Annotated in this window: 20 protein-coding genes; 19 read left to right on the top strand and 1 reads right to left on the bottom strand. The window is 67.4% G+C overall.

The window, feature by feature from the left end; all coding sequences use genetic code 11:
• The first annotated feature begins 232 nt into the window (after positions 1–232).
• The 5 genes from ACAM55_RS17560 (at position 233) to ACAM55_RS17540 (ending at position 6106) form a co-directional block, all read left to right on the top strand.
• Positions 233–2155 carry a DEAD/DEAH box helicase gene (locus ACAM55_RS17560; RefSeq protein ID WP_369652772.1) on the top strand — a complete coding sequence of 641 codons (1923 nt, stop codon included), beginning with the start codon at positions 233–235 and terminating at the stop codon, positions 2153–2155.
• Positions 2156–2369: 214 nt separating this feature from the next.
• The gene (locus ACAM55_RS17555) at positions 2370–3443 is read left to right on the top strand and encodes an NAD/NADP octopine/nopaline dehydrogenase family protein (protein ID WP_369652771.1); all 1074 of its coding nucleotides are present in this window, start codon (positions 2370–2372) and stop codon (positions 3441–3443) included.
• A complete protein-coding gene (locus tag ACAM55_RS17550) occupies positions 3433–4434 on the top strand; it encodes a 3-hydroxybutyryl-CoA dehydrogenase (RefSeq protein WP_369652770.1) in 1002 nt (333 codons plus the stop codon). Before ACAM55_RS17555 ends, ACAM55_RS17550 begins: the two co-directional genes overlap by 11 nt.
• Positions 4431–5231, top strand: coding sequence for an alpha/beta fold hydrolase (locus ACAM55_RS17545; RefSeq protein ID WP_369652769.1), 801 nt, complete (start codon positions 4431–4433; stop codon positions 5229–5231). The genes ACAM55_RS17550 and ACAM55_RS17545 overlap by 4 nt, the downstream gene beginning before the upstream one ends.
• Complete coding sequence (locus ACAM55_RS17540) at positions 5228–6106, top strand: zinc-binding alcohol dehydrogenase family protein (RefSeq protein ID WP_369652768.1); 879 nt, start codon at positions 5228–5230, stop codon at positions 6104–6106. The genes ACAM55_RS17545 and ACAM55_RS17540 overlap by 4 nt, the downstream gene beginning before the upstream one ends.
• Here ACAM55_RS17540 and ACAM55_RS17535 read toward each other — a convergent pair.
• Positions 6103–6579 carry a MarR family winged helix-turn-helix transcriptional regulator gene (locus ACAM55_RS17535; protein WP_126749203.1) on the bottom strand — a complete coding sequence of 159 codons (477 nt, stop codon included), beginning with the start codon at positions 6577–6579 and terminating at the stop codon, positions 6103–6105. The two genes, ACAM55_RS17540 and ACAM55_RS17535, sit on opposite strands and share 4 nt — an antisense overlap.
• A gap of 159 nt (positions 6580–6738) precedes the next feature.
• Here ACAM55_RS17535 and ACAM55_RS17530 point away from each other — a divergent pair, with 159 nt between their 5' ends.
• The 14 genes from ACAM55_RS17530 to ACAM55_RS17465 are packed head-to-tail and all read left to right on the top strand — an operon-like array spanning position 6739 to position 23054.
• Complete coding sequence (locus ACAM55_RS17530; protein WP_369652767.1) at positions 6739–8931, top strand: thiamine pyrophosphate-dependent enzyme; 2193 nt, start codon at positions 6739–6741, stop codon at positions 8929–8931.
• A gap of 3 nt (positions 8932–8934) precedes the next feature.
• A complete protein-coding gene (locus ACAM55_RS17525) occupies positions 8935–10440 on the top strand; it encodes an indolepyruvate oxidoreductase subunit beta family protein (protein ID WP_369652766.1) in 1506 nt (501 codons plus the stop codon).
• 13 nt (positions 10441–10453) lie between these two features.
• Positions 10454–11446 (top strand): 2Fe-2S iron-sulfur cluster-binding protein, encoded by a 993-nt coding sequence (locus tag ACAM55_RS17520; protein WP_369652765.1) that lies wholly within the window; start codon positions 10454–10456, stop codon positions 11444–11446.
• Positions 11447–11466: 20 nt separating this feature from the next.
• Positions 11467–12780 (top strand): aromatic ring-hydroxylating dioxygenase subunit alpha, encoded by a 1314-nt coding sequence (locus ACAM55_RS17515; protein ID WP_369652764.1) that lies wholly within the window; start codon positions 11467–11469, stop codon positions 12778–12780.
• On the top strand, positions 12780–13268 hold the full coding sequence (locus ACAM55_RS17510; RefSeq protein WP_369652763.1) for an aromatic-ring-hydroxylating dioxygenase subunit beta: 489 nt from the start codon (positions 12780–12782) through the stop codon (positions 13266–13268). The genes ACAM55_RS17515 and ACAM55_RS17510 overlap by 1 nt, the downstream gene beginning before the upstream one ends.
• Before the next feature lie 7 nt (positions 13269–13275).
• Positions 13276–14913, top strand: a complete 1638-nt coding sequence (locus tag ACAM55_RS17505; protein WP_369652762.1) for an AMP-binding protein — start codon at positions 13276–13278, stop codon at positions 14911–14913.
• On the top strand, positions 14910–16082 hold the full coding sequence (locus ACAM55_RS17500) for a thiolase family protein (RefSeq protein ID WP_369652761.1): 1173 nt from the start codon (positions 14910–14912) through the stop codon (positions 16080–16082). The genes ACAM55_RS17505 and ACAM55_RS17500 overlap by 4 nt, the downstream gene beginning before the upstream one ends.
• Positions 16079–17332, top strand: a complete 1254-nt coding sequence (locus ACAM55_RS17495; RefSeq protein ID WP_369652760.1) for an SDR family NAD(P)-dependent oxidoreductase — start codon at positions 16079–16081, stop codon at positions 17330–17332. Before ACAM55_RS17500 ends, ACAM55_RS17495 begins: the two co-directional genes overlap by 4 nt.
• A 14-nt stretch (positions 17333–17346) precedes the next feature.
• Positions 17347–18159 carry a cyclase family protein gene (locus tag ACAM55_RS17490; protein ID WP_369652759.1) on the top strand — a complete coding sequence of 271 codons (813 nt, stop codon included), beginning with the start codon at positions 17347–17349 and terminating at the stop codon, positions 18157–18159.
• Entirely contained in the window at positions 18156–18887 is a 732-nt protein-coding gene (locus ACAM55_RS17485) for an SDR family oxidoreductase (protein ID WP_369652758.1), read from the top strand. The genes ACAM55_RS17490 and ACAM55_RS17485 overlap by 4 nt, the downstream gene beginning before the upstream one ends.
• Before the next feature lie 47 nt (positions 18888–18934).
• Positions 18935–20101, top strand: a complete 1167-nt coding sequence (locus ACAM55_RS17480) for an ABC transporter substrate-binding protein (protein WP_369652757.1) — start codon at positions 18935–18937, stop codon at positions 20099–20101.
• Position 20102: 1 nt separating this feature from the next.
• Positions 20103–21245: an ABC transporter substrate-binding protein gene (locus ACAM55_RS17475; RefSeq protein ID WP_369652756.1), complete on the top strand. Its 1143-nt coding sequence runs from the start codon at positions 20103–20105 to the stop codon at positions 21243–21245.
• Positions 21246–21264: 19 nt separating this feature from the next.
• Positions 21265–22590 carry an aromatic ring-hydroxylating dioxygenase subunit alpha gene (locus ACAM55_RS17470; RefSeq protein ID WP_369652755.1) on the top strand — a complete coding sequence of 442 codons (1326 nt, stop codon included), beginning with the start codon at positions 21265–21267 and terminating at the stop codon, positions 22588–22590.
• A complete protein-coding gene (locus ACAM55_RS17465; protein WP_369652754.1) occupies positions 22587–23054 on the top strand; it encodes an aromatic-ring-hydroxylating dioxygenase subunit beta in 468 nt (155 codons plus the stop codon). The genes ACAM55_RS17470 and ACAM55_RS17465 overlap by 4 nt, the downstream gene beginning before the upstream one ends.
• The last annotated feature ends 26 nt before the right edge of the window (positions 23055–23080 follow it).

Here is a 23080-nt window from a genome sequence, read left to right as displayed (position 1 = left end):
CTCGTGCCATAATCGAAGGCTTCGCTGATCCGGGCTCCGGTATTTTGGGTTTTCTGGTCAGCGTCTCTTGCATCTCCCTATCTTGCACACCGCGCCCGATCGCATCCGCTGATCAAAAAGGGCCGCAGCCTCCGGCGTAAGCCAGAAGTTGAATGTCGTTGGATGGTTGATGTTTTTAACCACCAACGGGGCGCCGCCTGCGGCAGCGCTCGCGTTTGAGATTGATATTCACATGACCGACGCTTTTGAAGCGCAGGGCGAGTTCGCGCCTGTGCAATCCACCAACAACAACGAATTCATCGCCGCCGCGGACACCGTGTCCGAAGCGCCGATTCTCGAGGCGCTCGAAGCAGCAGCCCCCGAAGCGGCCGTGGCCGAAGAACCCCGCCTGCCCAACGGCTTCATCAAGCTCGGCCTCGCGCCGGAACTGATCGCCGCCGTGGCCGACCTGGGCTTTACCCAGCCGACCACCGTACAAGACAAGGTGATCCCGCTCGCCATGGGCGGTGAAGCCGGCCAGGACGGCAAGGCCCGCTTCGTCGACCTGATGGTCTCCAGCCAGACCGGCTCCGGCAAGACCGCTGCCTTCCTGCTGCCCGTGCTGCACACGCTGCTCAAGCGCCAGGCCGAGGCCGAAGCCGAAGCCAAGGCCGAATTCCAGCGCCTGGCCGCCGAAGCCGCTGCCCGCGGCGAAGCCGTGCCCAAGAAGCCGAAGCGCAAGGACCCGACCAACGCACGCCATTTCAAGGCCGCCACCCCCGGCGCCCTGATCCTGTGCCCGACGCGTGAACTCGCGCAGCAAGTTGCGCACGACGCCATCGAACTGGTTCGCCATTGCCGGGGCCTGCGCGTTGCCAACGTGGTGGGCGGCATGCCCTACCAGTTGCAGATCGCCAAGCTGCAGAACGCCGACCTCGTGGTGGCCACGCCGGGCCGCCTGCTCGACCTGCAGCGCTCGTCGCAGCTCAAGCTCGACCAGGTCAAGTTCCTGGTGGTCGACGAAGCCGACCGCATGCTCGACCTCGGCTTCTCCGACGACCTGGCCGAAGTGAACCAGCTCACCATCGAGCGCCAGCAAACCATGATGTTCAGCGCCACCTTCGCGCCGCGCATCCAGCAGCTGGCCCAGCGCGTCATGCGCGAGCCGCAGCGCATCACCATCGACAGCCCGCAAGAGAAGCACGCCAACATCAAGCAATCGCTGTACTGGGCCGACAACAGCCAGCACAAGCGCAAGCTGCTCGACCACTGGCTGCGCGACACCAGCATCAACCAGGCGATCGTGTTCGCCAGCACGCAAGTCGAATGCGACGGCCTCGCCGGCGACCTGCAGCAAGAAGGCTTCAGCGCCGTGGCGCTGCACGGTGCCCTGAGCCAGGGCCTGCGCAACCGCCGCCTGATGGCGCTGCGCCAGGGCCAGGTGCAGATCCTGGTGGCCACCGACGTTGCCGCCCGCGGCATCGACGTGCCGACGATCACCCACGTCTTCAACTTCGGCCTGCCGATGAAGGCCGAGGACTACACCCACCGCATCGGCCGCACCGGCCGCGCAGGCCGCGACGGCCTGGCCATCACCTTTGCCGAGTTCCGCGATCGCCGCAAGATCATGGACATCGAGCAGTACAGCCGCCAGCAATTCAAGGCTGAAGTGGTCGCCGGTCTCGAGCCGCAGCAGCGCATGCCGCAATCGCGTCCGCCGATGGGCGAGTACCGCGGTGGCCGCGGTGACAACCAATCGCGCGATCGCAAGTTCGGCAATGGCGGCGCGGGCGGCGGCGGTGGCTACCGCGGCGGCAACAGCGGCGGCTACGCCGGTGCCAGCGGCTTCAACGACCGCAACGCACGTGGTCCGGCCCCGAGCCAGGGTCAGGGCCCGCGCGGCTTCCAGGGCGGCAACAATGCCGGCTTCGGCGGTGGCCGCGACGACGGTGGCAATGGCGGCGGCTACGGCCGCAAGCCGGGCTGGGGCGACAGCGCCCCGCGCGGCGGCCATGGCCATGGTGGCGGCCGTGGCGACGGCGGCTTCGCGCCCCGTGAAGGCTTTGCACCCCGCGAAGGTTTCGCACCGCGCGGCAATGGCGCAGGCCATGGCGGCCCGGGCAAGGTGTTCGTGCCCCGCGACGCACAAAAACGTGCGTTCAAGCCCACGCGCTGATCCATTCCGAAGCGGCCGGCCGGCCGCCTCGCCCCAAAAGAAAGCCCGCGCTTCGCAAGAAGCGCGGGCTTTTTCATTGCGGGTTTCCGAGAGGCTCTCCGCAACGGAATTTGATTGACACATGAATCGATGAAAAGTAATGTAATGGCGCATTGCTTCCCCGGTCCGCACCGCGGCCGCCGGTTCATCGACATCTGCTTTTCAAATCTCGAACATGAAAATTGCGATTCTTGGGGGTGGCCACGGCGCCTATGCGGCGGCCGCCGACCTGTCCGAAGCCGGCCACGAGGTGCGCCTGTGGCGCCGCGACGCGGCCGCGCTCGCGCCGGTCGTGCAAGCCGGCGCCATCACGCTGAAGGATGCCGATGGCGCGCGCGAGGTGCCGCTCGCGCTCGCCACCGCCGACATTGCCGCGGCGCTCGAGGGTGCAGAACTCATCGTCGTTCCCACGCCCGCCATCGCCCAGCACGACATCGCTCTCGCCATGGCGCCGCACCTGGCCGACGGCCAGGTCGTCTTCCTGCCGCCGGGCACCTTCGGCAGCTACGTGATGGCAAGAACGGTGAGGCAGGCCGGCAACCTCGCCGACGTGGCCTGGGCCGAGACCGGCACCTTGCCGTACCTCGCGCGCAAGCATGGCGAGCGCGAAGTGAACGTCACGATCCGCGCCATTCGCCTGCCCACCGGCGTGTACCCGGCCCGCAAGGAGGCCGAGGCCATCGAGGTGATCCGCAGGGCCTACCCGGCCGTGCATGCCTGCGGCGATGCGCTCTCCGGCGCGCTCATGAACGCCGGCCCCGTCATCCACCCGCCGCTGATGGTGATGAACGCCGCACCGCTGCAGCACTTCGAGCGCTGGGATATCCACAACGAAGGCACCCAGCGGGCCGTGCGCGACGTGACCGACCGGCTCGACCGCGAGCGCATCGCGGTGCGCGACGCCTTCGGGCAGGGCGCGCCGCACTATCCGCTGGCCGACCACTACAACAACGACCGGTGGATGTACGGCGATGCGCACAAGCAGCTCGTCAAGTCGGGCGACTGGCGCGAGAACATCGACCTGCACACGCACCGCTACATCACCGAAGACACCGAACTCGGGCTCGCGTTCCTGGCCTCGGCCGCGCGCCATGCCGGGGTGGATGCACCCATCGCGCACGGCCTGCTCGCCATCGTGGGCGGCTTTCTCGGCCGCGACCTGCGCTACGGCCCGCGCACCTTCGAAAGCCTGGGCCTTGCCGCGTTGAGCGCGGCGCAGCTCAAGCAAAGGCTGCACGATGGCGAATGAGCCGCTGCCTCGCTTCGCCGCCGTCGGTGCCGGCCGCATGGGGCGCGGCATCGCGATCGCGTTCGCCTATGCCGGCCACCGCATTTCCCTTGTCGACCTGCGCCAGCGCAGCGACGAAGCCTGGGAACGCCTGCAGGACGAAGCCAAGTCCGAGATCGAAGCCAGTCTCGCGAGCCTGGCGCAGCTCGGCGTGATAGACGCGGCGCAGATCCAGCGCATCGCGCAACGGGTGGACTTGGTCAATGCCGCGTCGGCGCCGCAAGCGCTGGCCGCCGCCGAGCTGGTGTTCGAAGGCGTGCCCGAGACCATGGAGGCCAAGCGCGAGGCCTTCGAGCAGCTCAACCGCCATTGCCGCGACGACGCCATCCTGACCTCGACCACCAGCAGCATCCTCGTGACGCAGCTCGCGGCGCTGGTGCGACTGCCGGAGCGCTTTCTCAACATGCATTGGCTCAACCCGGCCTACGTGATTCCGGTGGTCGAGCTCAGCTGCCATCCGGGCACCGACGCCGCCGTGCTCGCGCGCACCAAGGCGTTGATGGAAGCCATCGGCAAGCTGCCCGTGGTCTGCGGTGCATCGCCGGGCTACATCGTGCCGCGGCTGCAGGCGCTGGTGATGAACGAGGCGGCCCGCATGATCGAGGAGGGCGCCGCCACCGCTGAGGAAATCGACAAGGCCACACGCTACGGCCTCGGCCTGCGCTTTGCCGCGCTCGGCGTGGTCGAGTTCATCGACTTCGGCGGCTGCGACATCCTGCACCACGCGAGCCGCGAGATGTCGGCCTCGATCGACAAGGGGCGCTACACCGCGCCGGCCATCGTCGATCGCATGGTCGAGGAAGGGCGGCTCGGCCTGAAGACCGGCAGCGGCTTCTACGACTACCAAGGCCGCGACATCGCAGCCTACCGGCGCGACGTGCTGTCGCGCACGCTCGGCGAGCTGCGGCACGCCGGGCTGTGGCGCGCGCCGGCCGACGAGACACGCTCATGACGATCCGCCGCGCCTTTGCCGACCTGTCGGTGGGGCAGGTGCACTACGCGGCGTGCGGCGATGTGGGCGCGCCGGCCGTGCTGCTGCTGCATCAGTCGCCGCGCAGCTGGGCCGAGTACCGCGGGGTGCTGCCGCTGCTCGGCGCGCGGTACCGGGCCACTGCCATGGACACCGCGGGCTTCGGCGATTCGTCGGACGGCGGCATGCCGGCGAGCATCGCGCAATGGGCACGCGTGGCATGCGAGCTACTCGATGCGCTGGACATCCGGCGGGCCGATGTGGTGGGCCATCACACCGGCGGCGTCGTGGCGATTGAATTGGCTGCGGCTTTTCCTGATCGCGTGCGCGGCCTCGTGTTGTCGTCCACGCCGTACACCGGCGAAGCCTTTCGCTTTGCCAGGGCTCAGCGGCCGCCCATCGACGAGGTCGCGCCAAGTGAAGACGGAAGCCATCTGGCCGCACTCTGGCAAAAGCGCCAGGGCTTCTATCCGCCGGGCCGCCCCGATCTGCTCGAGGCCTTCGTGCTCGATGCGTTGAAGGTCGGCCATCGCGTGGAAGAGGGCCACCGCGCGGTCGCGTCCTACCGCATGGAGGATCGCATCGGCCGCGTGACGCAGCCCGCGCTCATCATCCGCGCCACCGGCGATCCGTTCGCTGCACCGCACGCCGAGGAGCTGCAGCACCATCTGCCAAATGCGCGCATCGTCGACATCGAAGGCGGCATGGTCCCCTTGCCCGACCAGATGCCCGAAGCCTTCGTGCAGACGGTGCTCGACTTTCTCTCGACGCTGCCATGAAAGCCATCCGCATCCACGGCTTCGATGCGGTGCCCGTGCTCGAAGAAGTGCCCGACCCGGTGCAACGTCCGGGCCGCACCATCGTTCGCATGCAGGCCGCCACCGTCGGCCACATCGACCGCACCGTGTGGCGCGGCAGTTTCCTGCGCCATCCGCCGCTGCCCTACACGCCGGGTGTGGAAGCCGCAGGCATCGTCGTCGCGAGCGGCCGCCATGCTGCCGGGGAGCGCGTGTGGCTGCGTGGCAGCGGCCTGGGCACGTTGTTCGACGGCACCTGGTGCGAGCAGATCGATGCACCCGATGAAGCGCTCGGCCTCTTGCCCGACGCTTTGCCCATGACGCTCGGTGCCGCATTCTTCTCGCCCACCACGTCGGCGTGGGTGGCACTGCATGAGGTCGCCAGGCTGCAGGCCGGAGAGCAGGTGCTGGTGACAGGCGCGAGCGGCGCCGTGGGCTCGCTCGCCGTGCAAATGGCGCGCGAGCTTGGCTGCACCGTGGCGGCGGTCGATCCGGAGGCCGACGCCCCGGCAATCGCGAGTGCGGACCTGTTGATCGACACCGTCGGGGGAAGCGTTCTCTCGGCGGTCTTGCCTTCTGTGCGTCCGGGTGGGCGCGTCGTGCTGATCGGCTACACCGCGGGGCCCTCGCTGCAGCTCGACATCGCGCATTTTCTGCAGCGCGACGTGGCGCTGCTGCCGCTCAACATGTTCAGGCGCGAAGCCGCTGGCCGCGCCGCAGCGCCGGAGTTGCTCGCGCGATTGGCCGATGGCCGCCTGCACCTCGATGTGCGGAGCTTCGCGCTCGGTGATGCCGCCATGGCGCTCGAATGGATCGCGCAGCGCGGCCACCGCGGCCGCGCGGTGCTGGTGCCTTAGTCTTCCTCCGGCTCCTCCACCGGCACATGCACGTGCAGGTCGATCATCTGCCGCAAGGTCTGCTTCAGCTCTTCGGCGCGCCTGAGGCCAAAGGGTTCGAGCACGCGCCGCTCGTGGTCGCGCGCCAGTTCCATCAGGTGCTCCACCGCCTTCAGCCCCTTGCGCGTGATGCGCACCAGCGTGATGCGGCGATCACTCTCATGGGGCAGCCGCTCGACCTGTCCGCGTGCTTCCATGCGGTCCAGCAGGCGGGTCACGGTCGGCTGCTTGGTCACGGTCACCTGCGCGAGCTGCCCGATGCTGATCGGCTCGCTGCCGGCGAGCGACGCCATCACGCGCCACTCCGACACAGAGAAACCCTGCTGCCGCGCCACCTCGTGGAACTCCGAGGAGATCAGCTGGCTGGCCTGCGCCAGCAGTGCGGGCAGGTAGTCATCGACGAAGCGATGCGTTTCGGGCGGCTGCTCAGCCATGAAGGCACCTCATGGCCACGCGCCTCACACCAGCCGCGGGCACGCTGCTTGCATGTCTAGGGTAATTCATGATTGTGGATACATTCATTTGTCAACATTATAGAAACCACGGTGCAGCAGCTTGCGCGCATCGTCCCACGAGAGAGAACAAGGACCCACATGGCTGAGCGTTCGTTCGTCGAAGAAGTCAAGAAGCTGCGGCTTTCCGGTGGCGAGGTATTTCGCGGTGAAGGCATTCTGGCGGTCACCAAGGCCCTGCTTGAATCGGGGGTTTCCTATGTCGCCGGCTACCAGGGCGCACCCATCTCGCATCTGATGGATGTGCTGGCCGATGCGCAGGACATCCTTGCAGAGCAGGGCATTCGCTTCGAGAACAGTGCGAGCGAAGCCACCGCGGCCGCCACGCTGGCCGCATCGGTCAATTACCCGCTGCGCGGCGCCGTCACCTTCAAGGCCACCGTGGGCACCAACGTGGCGTCCGATGCACTGGCCAACCTCGCCTCGGGCGGCGTGACCGGCGGTGCGCTGATCATCGTGGGCGAGGACTACGGCGAGGGCTCGTCGATCATGCAGGAGCGCAGCCATGCCTTCGCGATGAAGTCGCAGATCTGGCTGCTCGATCCGCGCCCCAACCTGCCGAGCATCGTCGACGCGGTGAAGCAAGGCTTCGATCTGTCCGAGGCCAGCAATACGCCCGTGATGTTGCAGCTGCGCATCCGTGCCTGCCACGTGCACGGCCACTTCATCGCCGGCGACAACAAGCGCGCCAAGTTCACACTGAAAGACGCGCTCGAGAACCCGCAGCGCGACGTCGGCCGCATCGTGCTGCCGCCCGCGAGCTTCGTGCACGAGCAGGAAAAGGTGAAAGACCGCTGGCCCGCCGCGGTGCGCTTCATCGAGGAGCGCAAGCTCAACGAGTTCTTCTCGGAAGACGCCGACGACATCGGGATCATCGTGCAGGGCGGCAGCTACAACACGCTGCTGCGCGCGCTGGAGCGGCTCGATCTGGCCGATGTGTATGGCAACACCAAGGTGCCGCTCTACGTGATGAACGTGGCTTACCCCGTCATCGAGAGCGAGGTGATCCGCTTCTGCGAAGGCAAGCGCGCGGTGCTGATCGTGGAAGAAGGGCAGCCCAACTTCGTCGAGCAGAACCTCGCGACCATCCTGCGCCAGGCCGGTTCGGCCACCGCGCTGCACGGCAAGGACATGCTGCCGGTGGCTGGCGAGTACACCGCGTCGGAACTGCTGAAGGGCGCGCGCACCTTCTGCGAGCGCTATGAGCGCCTGGCGCCGCTGCCAACGCCCATCGCGCAGCGCAAGGTGATCCCGCTCAAGGAAGTGGCCGCCATCGGCGTCGACGGCGCGCCCGAGCCCGCGCTGCCATCCACGTCGCTCGGCGAAGTGGTGCATGCGCGTCCGCCGGGGTTCTGCACCGGGTGCCCCGAGCGCCCCATCTTCAGCGCCATGAAGCTGGTCGAGCGCGAACTCGGCGCGCACCACGTGAGCGCCGACATCGGCTGCCACCTGTTCTCCATCCTGCCGCCCTTCAACATCGGCAACACCACCATGGGCTACGGTCTCGGCGGTGCCGGTGCCTCGGCGCTGAATGCGACGGCCGGCAAGCGCGCGATCTCGGTGATGGGCGACGGCGGCTTCTGGCACAACGGCCTCACCAGCGGCGTGGCCAACGCGGTCTTCAACAAGAGCGACAACCTCACCATCGTCGTCGACAACAACTACACCTCGGCCACGGGTGGGCAGGACATCCTTTCGTCGAATGCCGTCAACAAGACACGCAGCACCGGCCACGAGATCGAGCGCGCGGTGCGCGGCGTGGGCGTGGAGTGGGTGAAGACCCTGCGCCGCACCTACGACGTCGCGGGCATGCGCGATGCGCTGAAGGACGCGCTCACCACGACGAAGAAAGGCCCCAAGGTCCTGATCGCGCAGTCGGAATGCATGCTCAACAGGCAGCGCCGCGAGAAGCCGCTGGTGCGCAAGGCGATTGCCGACGGCAAGCGCATGGTGCGCGAAAAGTTCGGCGTCGATTCTGACACCTGCACCGGCGACCACTCGTGCATCCGCCTCTCGGGCTGCCCCTCGCTCTCGATCAAACCCAACCCCGATCCGCTGCGCACCGACCCGGTCGCCACAGTGCTGGACAGCTGCGTGGGCTGCGGCGTGTGCGGCGAGGTCTCGCATGCCGCGGTGCTGTGCCCCTCGTTCTACAAGGCGCAGATCGTCAGCAACCCGAGCCGCTGGGATCGCCTGCGCGACCGCGTGCGCGCCGCCGTCATCGGCTGGCTGCAACGCGGCGAAGCACGCCGCCGCGAAGCCTATGCGTTCTGAACGATGAACAAGCCACAACCTATCAAGATCGCGATCCTCGCCATGGGCGGAGAGGGCGGCGGCGTGCTGGCCGACTGGATCGTCGACATGGGCGAGGCCAACGGCTACGTCGCCCAGACCACGTCGGTGCCGGGCGTGGCGCAGCGCACCGGCGCCACCATCTACTACGTCGAGCTCTATCCGACTGCGCAGGCCGAAACGGATGGCGGCTCGCCGGTGCTGGCGTTGATGCCGTTGCCGGGCGATGTCGATGTGGTGCTCGCATCGGAACTCATGGAAGCCGGCCGCGCCGTGCAGCGCGGACTGGTCACGGCCGACCGCACCACGCTCATCGCATCGACGCACCGCGTGTTCTCCATCGCGGAGAAGAGCGCGCTGGGTGACGGGCGCGTCGACAGCGCGCAACTGCTCGCGCACACGGCCAAGGCGGCCAAGCGCTTCATCCGTTTCGACATGGCACAGGCGGCCGAAGCATCGGGCAGCGTGATCAGTGCGGTGCTCTTCGGCGCGCTGGCGGGCTCGGGCGTGCTGCCGTTCAGCCGCGCGCAGTTCGAGGCAACCGTGGAGCGCGGCGGCGTGGGCGTCAAGCCCAGCCTCAAGGCCTTCGGTGCGGCGTTTGCGCGCGCCCAGGGCGGCGACGATGGCGAGACGCCGCCGGAAGCGGTTATTGCCACGCCGGCGCCTCAGCCGCGCCATCCGGCCGTGCGCGCGCTGGTCCAGCGTGTGCAGAGCGAGTTTCCCGCCGCAGCACAGGACTTCCTGCTCGAAGGCGTGCGTCGCCTCATCGACTACCAGGATCCGGCCTATGCGGGCCTGTACCTCGACCGCATGGCCGCCGTTGCCGCGTTGCCCGGCAGCGACGATCACCGCCTGCTGCGCGAAACCGCGCGCCACCTTGCACTGTGGATGTCCTACGAAGACACCGCCCGCGTCGCTGCGCTCAAGACCCGCGCCACCCGCTTCGAGCGCGTGCGCGGCGAAGCCCGGGTGCAACCGGGCCAGGTGCTTGCCATCAACGAGTACATGCACCCGCGCCTGCAGGAAATCTGCGAGACGCTGCCGGGCGGCATCGGCCGCTGGCTGATGAATTCCACGCTGCCGAAGAAGCTCGTCGAACGTTTTACGCAGCATGGCCGCGTGATCCAGACCAGTTCGCTGCACGGCTACCTGATGCTGCGCACCGTGGCGGCATGCAAGGGCTGGCGCCGATCGACGATGCGCTATGCGGAGGAAAACCGCCGCATCGAGGAATGGCTGCAGCGCATTGCCGACACCGCGAAGCGCAACCCCGAGCTTGCAGTCGAACTCGCGCAGTGCCAGCGCCTCGTCAAGGGCTACAGCGACACGCACGAGCGCGGCATCCGCAACTACGACACCGTGATGCGCGCTGTCGAGCGTGCGGGCACGGCGCTCGCACCCGCCACCTTGCGCGAATTGCGCGACGCCGCGCTGGCCGACGAGCACGGCCACAAGTTGCAGGCTGCGTTGACGCTGCACGCGCTGGCCTGACGAAGAGGCACAGATGACCGCCCAACCCGCCACCCTTCACCTGCGCATCGCCGAGGTGCGCGAACTGAATCCGCTGATCCGCATGCTGCGGCTGCGCGCCGAAGACGGCCGCGCATTGCCCGGCTTCGCGGCCGGGGCCCACATCCGCGTGCAGGTGTCGCTGCCGGGCGGAAAGACCGACTGGCGCCACTACTCGCTCGTCAACTTTGCGACCGAGCGCAACGCCACCAACGCGCCGGCCGAATACGTGATCGCCGTGCGCAAGGAAGCCGAAGGCCGCGGCGGCTCGCGCTTCATGCACGAGCAGCTGAAACAGGGCGACATGCTCACCATCCAGGCGCCGAAAAACGACTTCCCGCTGCACACGGGCCCCGGCGGCTCGGTGCTCGTCGCGGGCGGCATCGGGGTCACACCGCTCGCGAGCATGGCGGCGCGGCGCCGCGCGGAAGGTGCACCCGTGCGCATGCACTACGCCGGCCGAAGCCGCGACCTGATGGCCTTCCTGCCCGAGCTGCAGGCATTGCTGGACGGCGACCTGCGCGTGCACGCGGATGCGGAGGCCGGTGCGCCGCTCGACATCGACGCGCTGCTCGACGGCGTGCCCGCCGGCGACCGCCTCTATGTTTGCGGCCCCAAGGTCATGCTCGACGCCGTGCTTGCCCGCACCCAGGCGCGCGGCTGGGAACACGATCGCGTGCACTTCGAACTCTTTACCGAACCCGTCGCGGAAGAGGGCGACCAGCCCTTCGAGGTGGAACTGGCGCAATCGGGCCAGTGCTTCACTGTCGCGGCCGACCAGAGCATCCTCGATTGCCTGATCGACAACGGCTGCGACCCGATGTTCGACTGCAAGCGCGGCGAGTGCGGCGTGTGCGCCACGCCCGTGCTCGAAGGCGAGATCGACCACCGCGACTACGTGCTGACCGCACGAGAGAAGGCGGAGGGCAACGTCATGCAGATCTGCATCTCGCGCGCGAAGGGCGCACGCCTGGTGCTCGACATCTGAAGCAAGGAGCCACGAGCACCATGACCTCGTACCGAAACAACCCCGAAGCCGTCCGCGCGCTGGTACAGAACGACCGCGTTCATCGCGATCTGTACATCAGCCAGCAGCTGTTCGAGCTCGAGCAAGAGCACTTCTTCGCCAACACCTGGAACTACGTGGGCCACGAGAGCCAACTGCCGAAGTCGGGCGACTGGATCAGCAACGAGATTGCCGGCCGCCCGCTGATCGTGGTGCGCCACACCGACGGCAGCGTGCGCGCCATGATGAACCGCTGTGCCCACAAGGGCTCGCGGCTGGTGAGCGCGCCCTGCGGCAACACAGGCAAGTTCTTTCGCTGTCCCTACCACGCCTGGACCTTCAAGACCGACGGCTCGCTGCTCGCGATTCCGCTCAAGACCGGCTACGAGAACACCGCGCTGCACGAATGCGAATCGGCCAAGGGGCTCGTCACGCTGAAGCATGTGCGCAGCTACCGCGGCTTCATCTTCGTGAAGATCAATGACGCGGGGCCCGACTTCGACGAATACTTCGGAGATTCGCTGAGCTCCATCGACAACATGGCCGACCGTTCGCCCGAAGGCGAACTCGAAATTGCGGGCGGGTGTCTCCGTTTCATGCACCAGTGCAATTGGAAGATGTTCGTGGAGAACCTCAACGACACCATGCACCCGATGGTGGCGCACGAATCGTCGGCCGGCACCGCCAAGCGCATGTGGGCCGACAAGCCCGAGGACGAGCCCAAGCCCATGGCGGTGGAGCAGTTCGTGCCTTTCATGTCCGACTACAAGTTCTTCGAGGACATGGGCATTCGCACCTACGACCACGGTCACAGCTTCACGGGCGTGCACTTCAGCATCCACAGCAAGTACAAGGCGATCCCCGCGTACGACGACGCCATGAAGGCGCGCTACGGCGAGGAAAAGACCGCGCAGATCCTTGGCATGGCGCGGCACAACACGGTGTACTACCCGAACCTCACGATCAAGGGCGCGATCCAGGCGATCCGCGTGGTGAAGCCGATCTCGGCCGACAAGACGCTGATCGAGAGCTGGACCTTCCGCCTCAAGGGCGCGCCGCCCGAACTGCTGCAGCGCACCACCATGTACAACCGGCTCATCAACTCGCCGTTTTCGGTGGTGGGGCATGACGACCTGCAGGCGTATCGCGGCATGCAGGCCGGCCTGCACGCGAGCGGCAACGAGTGGGTGAGCCTGCACCGCGACTACGACCCGTCGGAGCTGAAGGGCGGCGAGATCACGACCGGCGGCACCAACGAGCTGCCGATGCGCAACCAGTACCGCAGCTGGGTCCAGCGCATGACGGAGACGATGTGATGGCCGGCACCGAAGTCACCCGCCAGGACCTGATCGACTTCGTCGTGAACGAGGCGCGCCTGCTCGACACACGCCGCTACGAGGAGTGGAACGCGCTCTTCACCGACGACGCCTTCTACTGGGTGCCGCTCGTGCCCGACCAGGAAGACGGCATCAACCACACCTCGCATCTCTACGAGGACAAGCTGCTGCGCGACCTGCGCATCGAGCGCCTCAAGAGTCCGCGTGCCTTCTCCCAGCAGCCGGCGAGCCGCTGCCATCACCTGCTGCAGGTGCCGGTGGTCGAGCAGTTCGACGCCGGGAGCAACCGTTATGTGGTGCGCACCGAATTCCACTACACAGAATCGCAGGGCGACGAACTGCAGTTCTATGTCGGCACCTTTTTCCATCACCTCACGGTGCATGGCGGCGCGCTGCGCATGACGCTCAAGCGCGTCAACCTGCTCAACTGCGACGCTGCCCTGCCGGCCGTGCAGCTCTTCATCTAGGGACGCGATGCAAGACTCCACCGTCCAGGCCACCGTACATCAAGTCTTCACGGCCACTGCGGCGCGCACGCCAGCGGCCGAGTTTTTGTTCACCGAATCGGTGACCGCGGTGGCCTACGGCATCGCGGCTGGCGCCGTTCGCTGGGGCGAGGCTGCGGCCGAGGTCGAGCGGCTGCGCGCGGCCTATGCGCAGGCCGGCTATGGGCACGGCCACCGCGTCGGCCTGCTGCTCGAGAACCGGCCGGCCTTCCTGTTCCACTGGTTCGCACTCAATGCCCTGGGCGTGAGCGTGGTGCCGATCAATGCAGAGATGCGCTCGGCCGAACTGGTCTACCTGATCGGCCACAGCGAGATCGGCCTGGCCGTGACGCTGCCCGAGCGCAGTGCCGACCTGCGCGCCGCGGCCGCACAGGCCGGCGTGGCCTTCGAGACGATGGGGCCTGACGACGCGGTGCCGAGCGCAAGGACCACCGCGCCGCGCGCTCATGAGCCCATCGGCGCCGACACCGAATGCGGCCTGCTTTACACCTCCGGCACCACCGGACGCCCCAAGGGCTGCATCCTCGGAAATGCCTACTTCCTGCGCGCCGGCGAGTGGTATGCCGCGCTCGACGGCGTGTGCAGCATCCGCCGCGATACCGAGCGCGTCATCACGCCACTGCCGCTCAACCACATGAACGCAATGGCCTTCTCCACCATGGTGGTGCTGGTCGCGGGCGGCTGCCTGGTGCAGCTCGACCGCTTCCATCCGAAGACCTGGCTGGCAAGCGCGCGTGAGAGCGGAGCGACCATCGCGCACTACCTCGGCGTGATGCCGGCGATGCTGCTTTCGGCGCCCGCGTCGGGGGCCGACCGCGACCACGCGATCCGCTGGGGCTTCGGCGCCGGTGTGGACCGCAAGAACCACGCGCCGTTCGAAGAGCGCTTCGGCTTCCCGCTGGTCGAGGCCTGGGCCATGACCGAGACCGGTGCGGCCGCCTGCATCATGGCCAACCGCGAACCGCGCCTCGTGGGCACGAGCTGCTTCGGGCGGCAGGAAGATTTTGTTCAGATCCGCCTCGTGGGCGAGGATGGCAACGACGTTGGCATCGACGCACCGGGCGAACTGCTCGTGCGCTCGGCTGGCGACGATCCGAGGCGCTACTTCTTCTCCGGCTATCTGAAGGACGAGGAAGCCACGCGCGAGGCCTGGGCCGACGGCTGGTTCCACACCGGTGACCTGGTGCGCCGCGATGCCGAAGGCAACTTCTTCTTCGTCGATCGCAAGAAGAACGTGATCCGCCGCAGCGGCGAGAACATCTCGGCCGTCGAGGTCGAAAGCGTGCTCAACCAGCATCCCGCCGTGAAAACCTCGGCCGTGGCTGCCACACCCGATGCGGTGCGCGGCGACGAGGTGCTGGCTTGCATCGTGATGCGCGAAGGCACGAACGCATCGCAGCGGGCAGCCCTCGCCGCCAGCATCGTCGAGCACGCACTGTCGCAACTGGCCTATTACAAGGCGCCGGGCTACGTGGCTTTCGTCGATGCGCTGCCGCTCACGTCCTCGCAAAAAATCCAGCGCGGTCGGTTGCGCGAATTGGCCCTGTCCCTGCCGGGGCAGAGCCACTGCATCGACACCCGTTCGATGAAAAAGAGGCAGGCATGACAAGACGACGACTCTCCTACGAAGGCGTCGCGGTGGCCGTGCCGGTCACCGTGCCCTATGTGCGCTACTCCACGCGCACCGCGCACTGGTTCATCGGGCAGGCCATCGAGGCGCTGGTCGATGCCAGCGGCGTGGCCAAGGAGCAGATCGACGGCCTCTGTCTCAGCAGTTTCTCGCTCGCTCCCGACACGGCCGTAGGCGTCACGCAGCACCTGGGCCTGTCGCCGCGCTGGCTCGACCACGTGCCCACCGGCGGCGCCTCGGGCGTGATGTGCCTGCGCCGCGCCGCGCGGGCGGTGCAGGCGGGCGATGCCGACATCGTGGCCTGCGTGGGCGCCGACACCAACCATGTCGACTCTTTTCGCCAGACGCTCGGCAGCTTCAGCAACTTTGCGCGCGATGCGAGTTATCCCTACGGATCCGGTGGGCCGAACTCGATCTTCGCCTTCATCACTGCCAATTACATGCGCACCTACGGCGCGAAACGCGAGGACTTCGGCCGCATCTGCGTGGATCAGCGCACCAACGCGCTGGGCAACCCGGATGCGATGTTCAAGAAGGCGCTGACGCTCGAGGAATACATGGCCGCGCGGCCGATCTCCGACCCGATCCACCTGTTCGACTGCGTGATGCCCTGCGCGGGCGCCGACGCCTTCCTCGTGATGAGCGAGGAGCGTGCGCGCGACCTGGGCCTGGCGCACGTCGTGATCCGCGGTGCCATCGAGCGCCACAACGCCTATGCCGACGACCCGGTGATGGTGCAGGGCGGTTGGCGCAAGGACCGCGACGACCTGTACGCGCAGGCCGGCGTACAGCCCGCCGCGCTCGACTTCGTGCAAACCTACGACGACTACCCGGTGATCGTGATGATGCAATTCGAAGACCTGGGCTTCTGTGAGAAGGGCGAGGGCTCGGCCTTCGTGCAGTCGCACACCATGACCTTCGATGGCAGCTTTCCGAACAACACGGGCGGTGGACAGCTCTCGGCGGGGCAGGCCGGCGCGGCCGGCGGCTTCCTCGGCATGGTCGAGGCGATCCGCCAGCTGACCGGCCAGGCCGGACAACGCGCCGTGCCCGATGCGCAGCTGGGCCTTGTCGCCGGTTTCGGCATGGTCAATTACGACCGTTGCCTGTGTACGGGCGCCGTCATCTTGGGGAGACCGGCATGACGATGCCTCTGATGCGCCCCCCGCGCAAGAACCCGGTGCTGCGCACCCGGCAGATGAACCTGCCACCCGGCGCGCGCGGCCGCGTGGCGCTTGGCCTCACGGCCGCCGCTGCCGAAGGCCGCTTCGAACTTCAGACCTGCAACAACTGCGGCACCGTGCAGTACCCGCCGCGCGAGGTCTGCCACAAGTGCCTCTCCGCCGCCTTGCGCTGGCGCCAGCAGAGCGGCGAGGGCGAGCTGCTCGGCAGCACCACGCTGCATCACAGCAACGACCTGTTCTTCCGCGAGCGGCTGCCCTGGCGGCTGGGCCTGGTGCATCTGGATGCCGGGCCCACGCTCATGGTCCATCTGCATGGCGAGGTCGGCGATGCGCCCACGCGCGTGCGCGTCGGCGCCCGGCTCGACCGCGCGGGCCAGGCCGTCCTCATTGGTTTTCCGAACGAAGGGAGTGCCCATATGGCCGACGACAAGATGCTCCGTGAAATGACCAGCGACCCCAAGTTCCGCAAGGCGCTGGTGACCGACGGCAAGACCGAGGTGGGCCAGGCCATCGTGCGCGCGCTGGTCAAGGCCGGCGCCGACATCGTCTGGGTCGGCCATGCCGAGCACTGGAAGAAGATGGGCGGCGGCCTGGACGACATCTCGGCACTGCCGCAGGTGACGCTGGTGCCACTCGACCTGACCAACGGCCGTCAGGTGACAGAGCTCGCGGGCTCGATCGGCGGCAAGGTCGATATCGTGATCAACAACGCCGAGGTGCACCGCACCTTCGGCATCGGCGCGCGCCGTGGCACCGACGTGGCCAAGGCCGAGATGGACATCAACTACTTCGGCCTGCTTCGCCTGGCACAGGAGTTCGGCCCCGCGCTCAAGGGCCGCTCGGCCGATGGCGCGACGGGCGCCACGGCCTGGGTCAACCTGCTGTCGATCTACGCGCTCAGCAACTTTCCGCCGCACGGCACCTTCAGCGCCTCGAAGGCGGCGGCGCATTCGCTCGCGCAGTGCCTGCGCGCCGAGATGCGGCCCGCCGGTATCCGCGTGATCAACGTGTTCCCGGGGCCTATCGACGACGAGTGGAACCAGCACACGCCGCCGCCCAAGCTGGCGCCAACCGCGCTCGCCAATGCCATGGTGAAGGCGCTGCGCGATGGCGTGGAAGACGTCTATCCGGGCGACGTGGCGCAGGAATGGCTGGAGCGCTGGCGCGAGAACCCCAAGGTTCTGGAGCGCGAGTTGGCGGCCGGCGGCTGAGACAGGAGCACACGATGACGACAACCACCGAACCGATGTCCGCCGCCGAAATTCTCGGCGGCCTGGTGACCGCGATGGCGAGCGGCCGCATCCGCGTGATCGACCTCACGCAGACACTCACGCCCGAGTTCCCGCAGATCGCCCTGCCGCCCGAGATGGGCCAGTGCTGGCCCTTCCGCATCGAGGAAGTGTCGAAGTACGACGAGCGCGGCCCGGGCTGGTACTGGAACAATTTTTCCTGCGGCGAGCACACGGGCACGCACTTCGATGCACCGATCCACTGGATCTCGGGCCGCGACCTGCCGAACAACTCGGTCGACACGATTCCCGTGCAGCATTTCGTGGCGCCGGCCTGCGTGATCGACTGCTCGGCCGACGTGCAGGCAAACGATGACTACCTGCTGAGCGTGGCCGACATCGAGCGCTACGAAGCGGCGCATGGCCGCATCCCCAAAGGCGCGTGGGTGCTGATGCGCACCGACTGGTCCAAGCGCAGCGACCCCGAGGCGTACCAGAATTTCGACGAGACCGGCCAGCACACGCCCGGCCCGAGCACCGAGGCCGTGCGCTTCCTGGTGGAGCAGCGCGACGTGCTGGGCTTCGGCTCGGAAGCCATCGGCACCGATGCGGGGCAGGGCTACCACCTGCGGCCGCCGTATCCGTGCCACTACTACATGCATGGTGCAGGGCGGTACGGGTTGCAGTGCCTGAGCAACCTCGACCTGCTGCCGCCTTCCGGCGCGGTGCTGATCTGCCCGCCGCTGAAGATCGAGAAGGGCAGCGGCAGTCCGCTGCGTGTGCTGGCCCTGGTCGGGGCTTCCGCATGAGCGCGGCGCTCAAGGTCGCAGCCGTCACCGGCGGCAGCGCCGGCATCGGCAAGGCGATCTGCGAAGACCTGCTCGCGCAGGGCTACGAAGTGATCTCGCTCGCACGCCGCAAGGCCGAGATCGACCATCCGAAGCTGCACAGCATCGAGGTCGACCTGAGCGACCGGGCAGCGACCGGCGAGGCGGTGCGCGAACTGGTCGACCGCTTTGCGCCGACCACCATCGTCCACAACGCGGGCGTGATCCGCGCCGCGCTGCTGCCCGAAGTGAAGCTCGATGATCTCGACGCGCTGGTCGACCTGCACTTGGGCTGCGCGATCCAGCTGGTGCAAGGCGCTTTGCCTGCGATGCGCGCACAGCGCTTCGGCCGCGTGGTGCTGCTGTCGTCGCGCGCGGCGCTGGGCCTTGCCACGCGCACCAGCTATTCCGCCACCAAGGCCGGCATGCTGGGCATGGCGCGCACCTGGGCGCTCGAACTCGCCGCGGACGGCATCACGGTGAACGTGGTGGCGCCCGGTCCGATTCGCACCGACATGTTCTACGACGTGGTCGAGGCAGGCAGCGAGAAGGAGCGCTCGCTCGCGGCCTCCGTGCCCGTCAAGCGCCTTGGCGAATCGGCCGACGTGGCACGCGCCGTGCGCTTCTTTGCCGACCCGGACAGCAGCTTCATCACCGGGCAGGTTCTCTACGTCTGCGGCGGCACCAGTGTCGGCAGTCTCGCCCTCTAGTTTTTTCAGCGTTCTTCTCGTTCATCCAACACTTCTGGAGCATCGCCATGAAAGTCCTGAACCGATTCCGTGCCCTCGCGGGCATTGCCATGGGCCTCGGCGCCCTGAGCGCCGCGGGTGCGTGGGCGGCCGATCTCAAGGTCGGTTTCATCACCTCGCTGTCGGGGCCGGTGTCGTCGCTCGGCATCCCCTATGAGAAGGGCATGAAGGCGGCGCTCGCCTACAAGTCGGAGGTGGGCGGCCGCAAGATCCAGCTGGTGCAGCTCGACGATGCGTCCGACCCGTCCACGGCCGCGCGCAACGCCCGCAAGATGATCGACGAGGACAAGGTCGACGTCATCATTGGCACCGCAGGCTCGCCCGGTGCGCTGGCCATTGCCGGCGTGGCGCGCGAAACCAAGACGCCGCTGATCTCGATCGCCAACGCCAACCTGCCGGGCGAGGAGGGCGCATGGATGGTCACGTTGCCGCAGCCTGCGCCATTGATGGTGAGCGCGGTGGTCGAGCGCATGAAGAAGTCGGGCGTGAAGACGGTCGGCTATATCGGCTTCTCCGACGCCTGGGGTGACCTGGTGTACGACGCGCTGCAGAAGAGCGCGGAGCCGGCCGGCATCAAGATCGTGTCGAACGAGCGCTATGCGCGCGCCGATTCGTCCGTGACGGGGCAGGTGCTGAAGATCGTCGCGTTGCGCCCCGACGCGGTGATCACCGGCACCTCGGGCACGCCCGGCGCGCTGCCTTACCTGGCGCTCGCGGAGCGCGGCTACAAGGGCCAGATCTACGGCATGCATGCGCTGATCAACCCCGATTTCGTGCGCGTGGGCGGTGCTTCGGTCGAAGGCCTGCTCGCACCCACCGGCCCGGTGATCGTGGCCGAGCAGCTGCCGAGCGAGAACCCGATCCGCAAGGTGTCCATGGACTTCCGCGCCGCCTACCAGAAGGCCAACGGCGCGCCGCCGACCGATGCCTTCTCGGCCTACAGCTTCGATGCCTGGCTGCTGTACCTCGACGCGGCGCAGCGCGCGCTCGCCACCAAGGCCGAGCCCGGCACGCCGCAGTTCCGCCTCGCTCTCCGCGACGCCATCGTGGCTACCCGCGAGCTGGTGGGAACGCACAGCGTCTACAACTTCAAGCCGAACGATCGCTATGGGTCGGACGAGCGTTCGCGCGTGGTCGTGAAGCTTGAAAAGGGCCAGTGGAAGCTGGTTCCCTGAAATGAAAAAACTCACTCGCATCCTCGGCGCCACGGCCGTCGCGCTGGCGGCCGCACAGGCCATGGCGGCCGATCTCAAGATCGGCTTCATCAGCTCGCTCTCGGGCCCCGTGGCCGCACTGGGCGTGCCATATGAAAAGGGCATTCGCGCGGCGATTGCGGAACATCCCGAGATCGGTGGGCGCAAGGTCCAGCTGATCGTGCTCGACGATGCTTCCGACCCCACCACGGCCGGGCGCAATGCGCGCAAGCTGGTGGTGGAGGACAAGGTCGACGTGCTCATCGGTACCTCGGGCGTGCCCGGGGCGATGGCCATTGCCTCGGTGGCGCGCGAGCTCAATACGCCGCTGATCTCGCCGACGCCGGTCACCATCCCCGGCCCCGAAGGCGCGTGGACCGTGACGGTGTCGCAGCCGTTTCAGCTCATGGTCGCGGGCGTGGTCGACCGCATGCAGAAATCGGGCGTGAAGACGGTGGCCTTCATCGGCTTTTCCGACGCGCTGGGCGACCTGGCCTATGACTCGCTGATGAAGAGCGCCGAAAAGGCCGGCATCAAGGTGGTGGCGAACGAGCGCTATGCGCGCAGCGATTCGTCGGTGGCCGGGCAGGTGCTGAAGATCGTCGCCACCCGGCCCGACGCGGTATTCGCGGGCAACTCGGGCACGCCCGGCGCGCTGCCCTACATCGCGCTGGCCGAGCGCGGCTACAAGGGCAAGATCTACGGCACCCACGGGCTCATCAATGCCGACTTCGTGCGCGTGGGCGGCAACTCGATCGAAGGGCTTCAAGTGCCCAGCGGTCCCGTGCTGGTGGCCGATCAGCTGCCCGACAGCAACCCGATCAAGAAGGTGTCGATGGGCTTTCGCAACGCCTACCAGAAGGTGAACGGCGCGGTGCCGACCGATGCTTTCTCGTCGTACACCTACGACGCCTACCTGCTGCTGGCTGATGCCGCTTCGCGCACTAAGGGCGAACCGGGCACCCCGCAATACCGCACCGCGCTGCGCGACGCCATCGTGGCTACCCGCGAGCTGGTGGGCACGCACGGCATCTACACCTTCAAGCCCGACGACCGCTACGGCTCCGACCAGCGCGGGGTGGTGATCGTGCAGATGAACAAGGGCCAGTGGAAGCTGGTGCCCTGAAGACAGCCCGAGCACGCCGATGACCAGCTACCGCCATCATCCCGAACGCATCGCCGCATTGGTGCAGGATGACCGCGTGCACCGCGACCTGTACTTGAGCGATGAGATCTTCGCGCTCGAACAGGAACATCTGTTCGCGAACACCTGGGTCTACCTCGGCCATGCGAGCCAGGTGTCGGAGCCCGGCGACTTCGTGACGCAGGACGTCGCCGGCCGGCCGCTCCTGATGGTGCGGCAGCCCGATGGCGCGGTGCACGTGATGTACAACCGCTGCGCCCACAAGGGCACGCAGCTGGTGACGGACGAGTGCGGCAACACCGGCCGCTTCTTTCGCTGTCCGTACCACGCCTGGACCTACAAGCTCGACGGCGCGCCGCTCGGCCTGCCGCTGAAGAACGGGTACGAGGGCACGCAGCTCAAGGCCTGCGAGTCGGGGCAGGGGCTCTCGGTGGTCAAGCACGTGAAGGTGTACCGCGACTTCGTGTTCGTGCGGCTGTCCGATTCGGGTCCTTCCTTCGAGGACTACTTCGGCGAGGTGCTGGGCGCCATCGACAACATGGTCGACCGCTCGCCCGAGGGCAAGCTCACCGTCGGTGGCGGCGTGCTGCGCAACATCGTCCACTGCAACTGGAAGATGTACCTCGAGAACATCAACGACACGGTGCATCCGATGTCGACGCACGAATCGGCCACCAAGGCGGCCGAAGCGCTGTGGGAGGGCCGTGCGCCCACCGATCCCAAGCCGATGGCGATGGAGCAGATGCTGCCCTTCGGTTCGGGCTATGAATTCTTCGACAAGATGGGCGGCCGTGTGTTCGCCAACGGGCACAGCGTGCTGGGCGTGAACTTCAGCATCCATTCCAACTACGCGCAGCTGCCCGAGTACGAGGCCGCGATGCGCGCCGCGCACGGCGAAGAGCGCGCGGCCGAGATCCTGCAGCGCTCGCCGCAGAACTCGGTCTTCTATCCGAGCCTGTCGGTCAAGGGCTCGCCGCAGGCCATTCGGGTGATCCGGCCGCTGGCCGCGAACCGTACGCTCATCGAGGCCTGGAGCTTTCGCGCGACGGGTGCGCCCGCGCTGCTGTTCGAGCGCGTGATGAGCTACAACCGGTTGGTGTTCTCGCCGATGTCGGTGGTCGCGCACGACGACGTGCACCTGTTCGAGAGCATCCAGCAGGGCCTTCGCGCCGGTGGCAACGAATGGGTGAGCCTGCACCGCAACTACGATCCGGCCGAACTCGCGCAAGAGACGATCACCACCAACGGAACCAACGAGCTGCTCATGCGCAACCAGTTCCGCGCCTGGGCGAAATCGATGGCGGCGGGCATGGAGGCCGCGGCATGAACGGCGACCCGCGCGACTTCGCCGCCCACGAGGCAGCCCTGCTCGACGAGCGCCGCCTCGACGACTGGCTGGCGCTGTTCGCTGAAGACGGCCACTACTGGGTGCCGCTGCTCGGTGCGGCGCAGGCCGATCCGTTCTCGCACAACTCGCTGGCTTACGAAGACCGGTTGCTGCTGCAGCTGCGGGTCGATCGCCTCAAGAATCCGCGCGCGCATTCGCAGCACCCGGCGAGCCACAGCCAGCATGTGCTGCAGCCTTCGCGCATCGAGCACGAGTCGGCCGGCGAAGTGCGGTTGCGCACACCCTTCATCTACATCGAGGCGCGCGGCGAAAGCCAGGTCCTGCTGGCCGGGACCGCACGCCACCACCTCGTGCGCGCGTCCAGGGGCTGGTCCATCCGCGAGAAGCGCATCGACCTGCTCGACGCCGCCCGCGCGTTGCCGGCGATCCAGTTGTTCATCTGAGTTTTCCCGTTCATTCCATCCTTCCT

The organism is Variovorax sp. V213 (assembly GCF_041154455.1).
Taxonomy (GTDB): domain Bacteria; phylum Pseudomonadota; class Gammaproteobacteria; order Burkholderiales; family Burkholderiaceae_C; genus Variovorax.
This window is presented reverse-complemented; position numbering and strand designations above follow the sequence as displayed.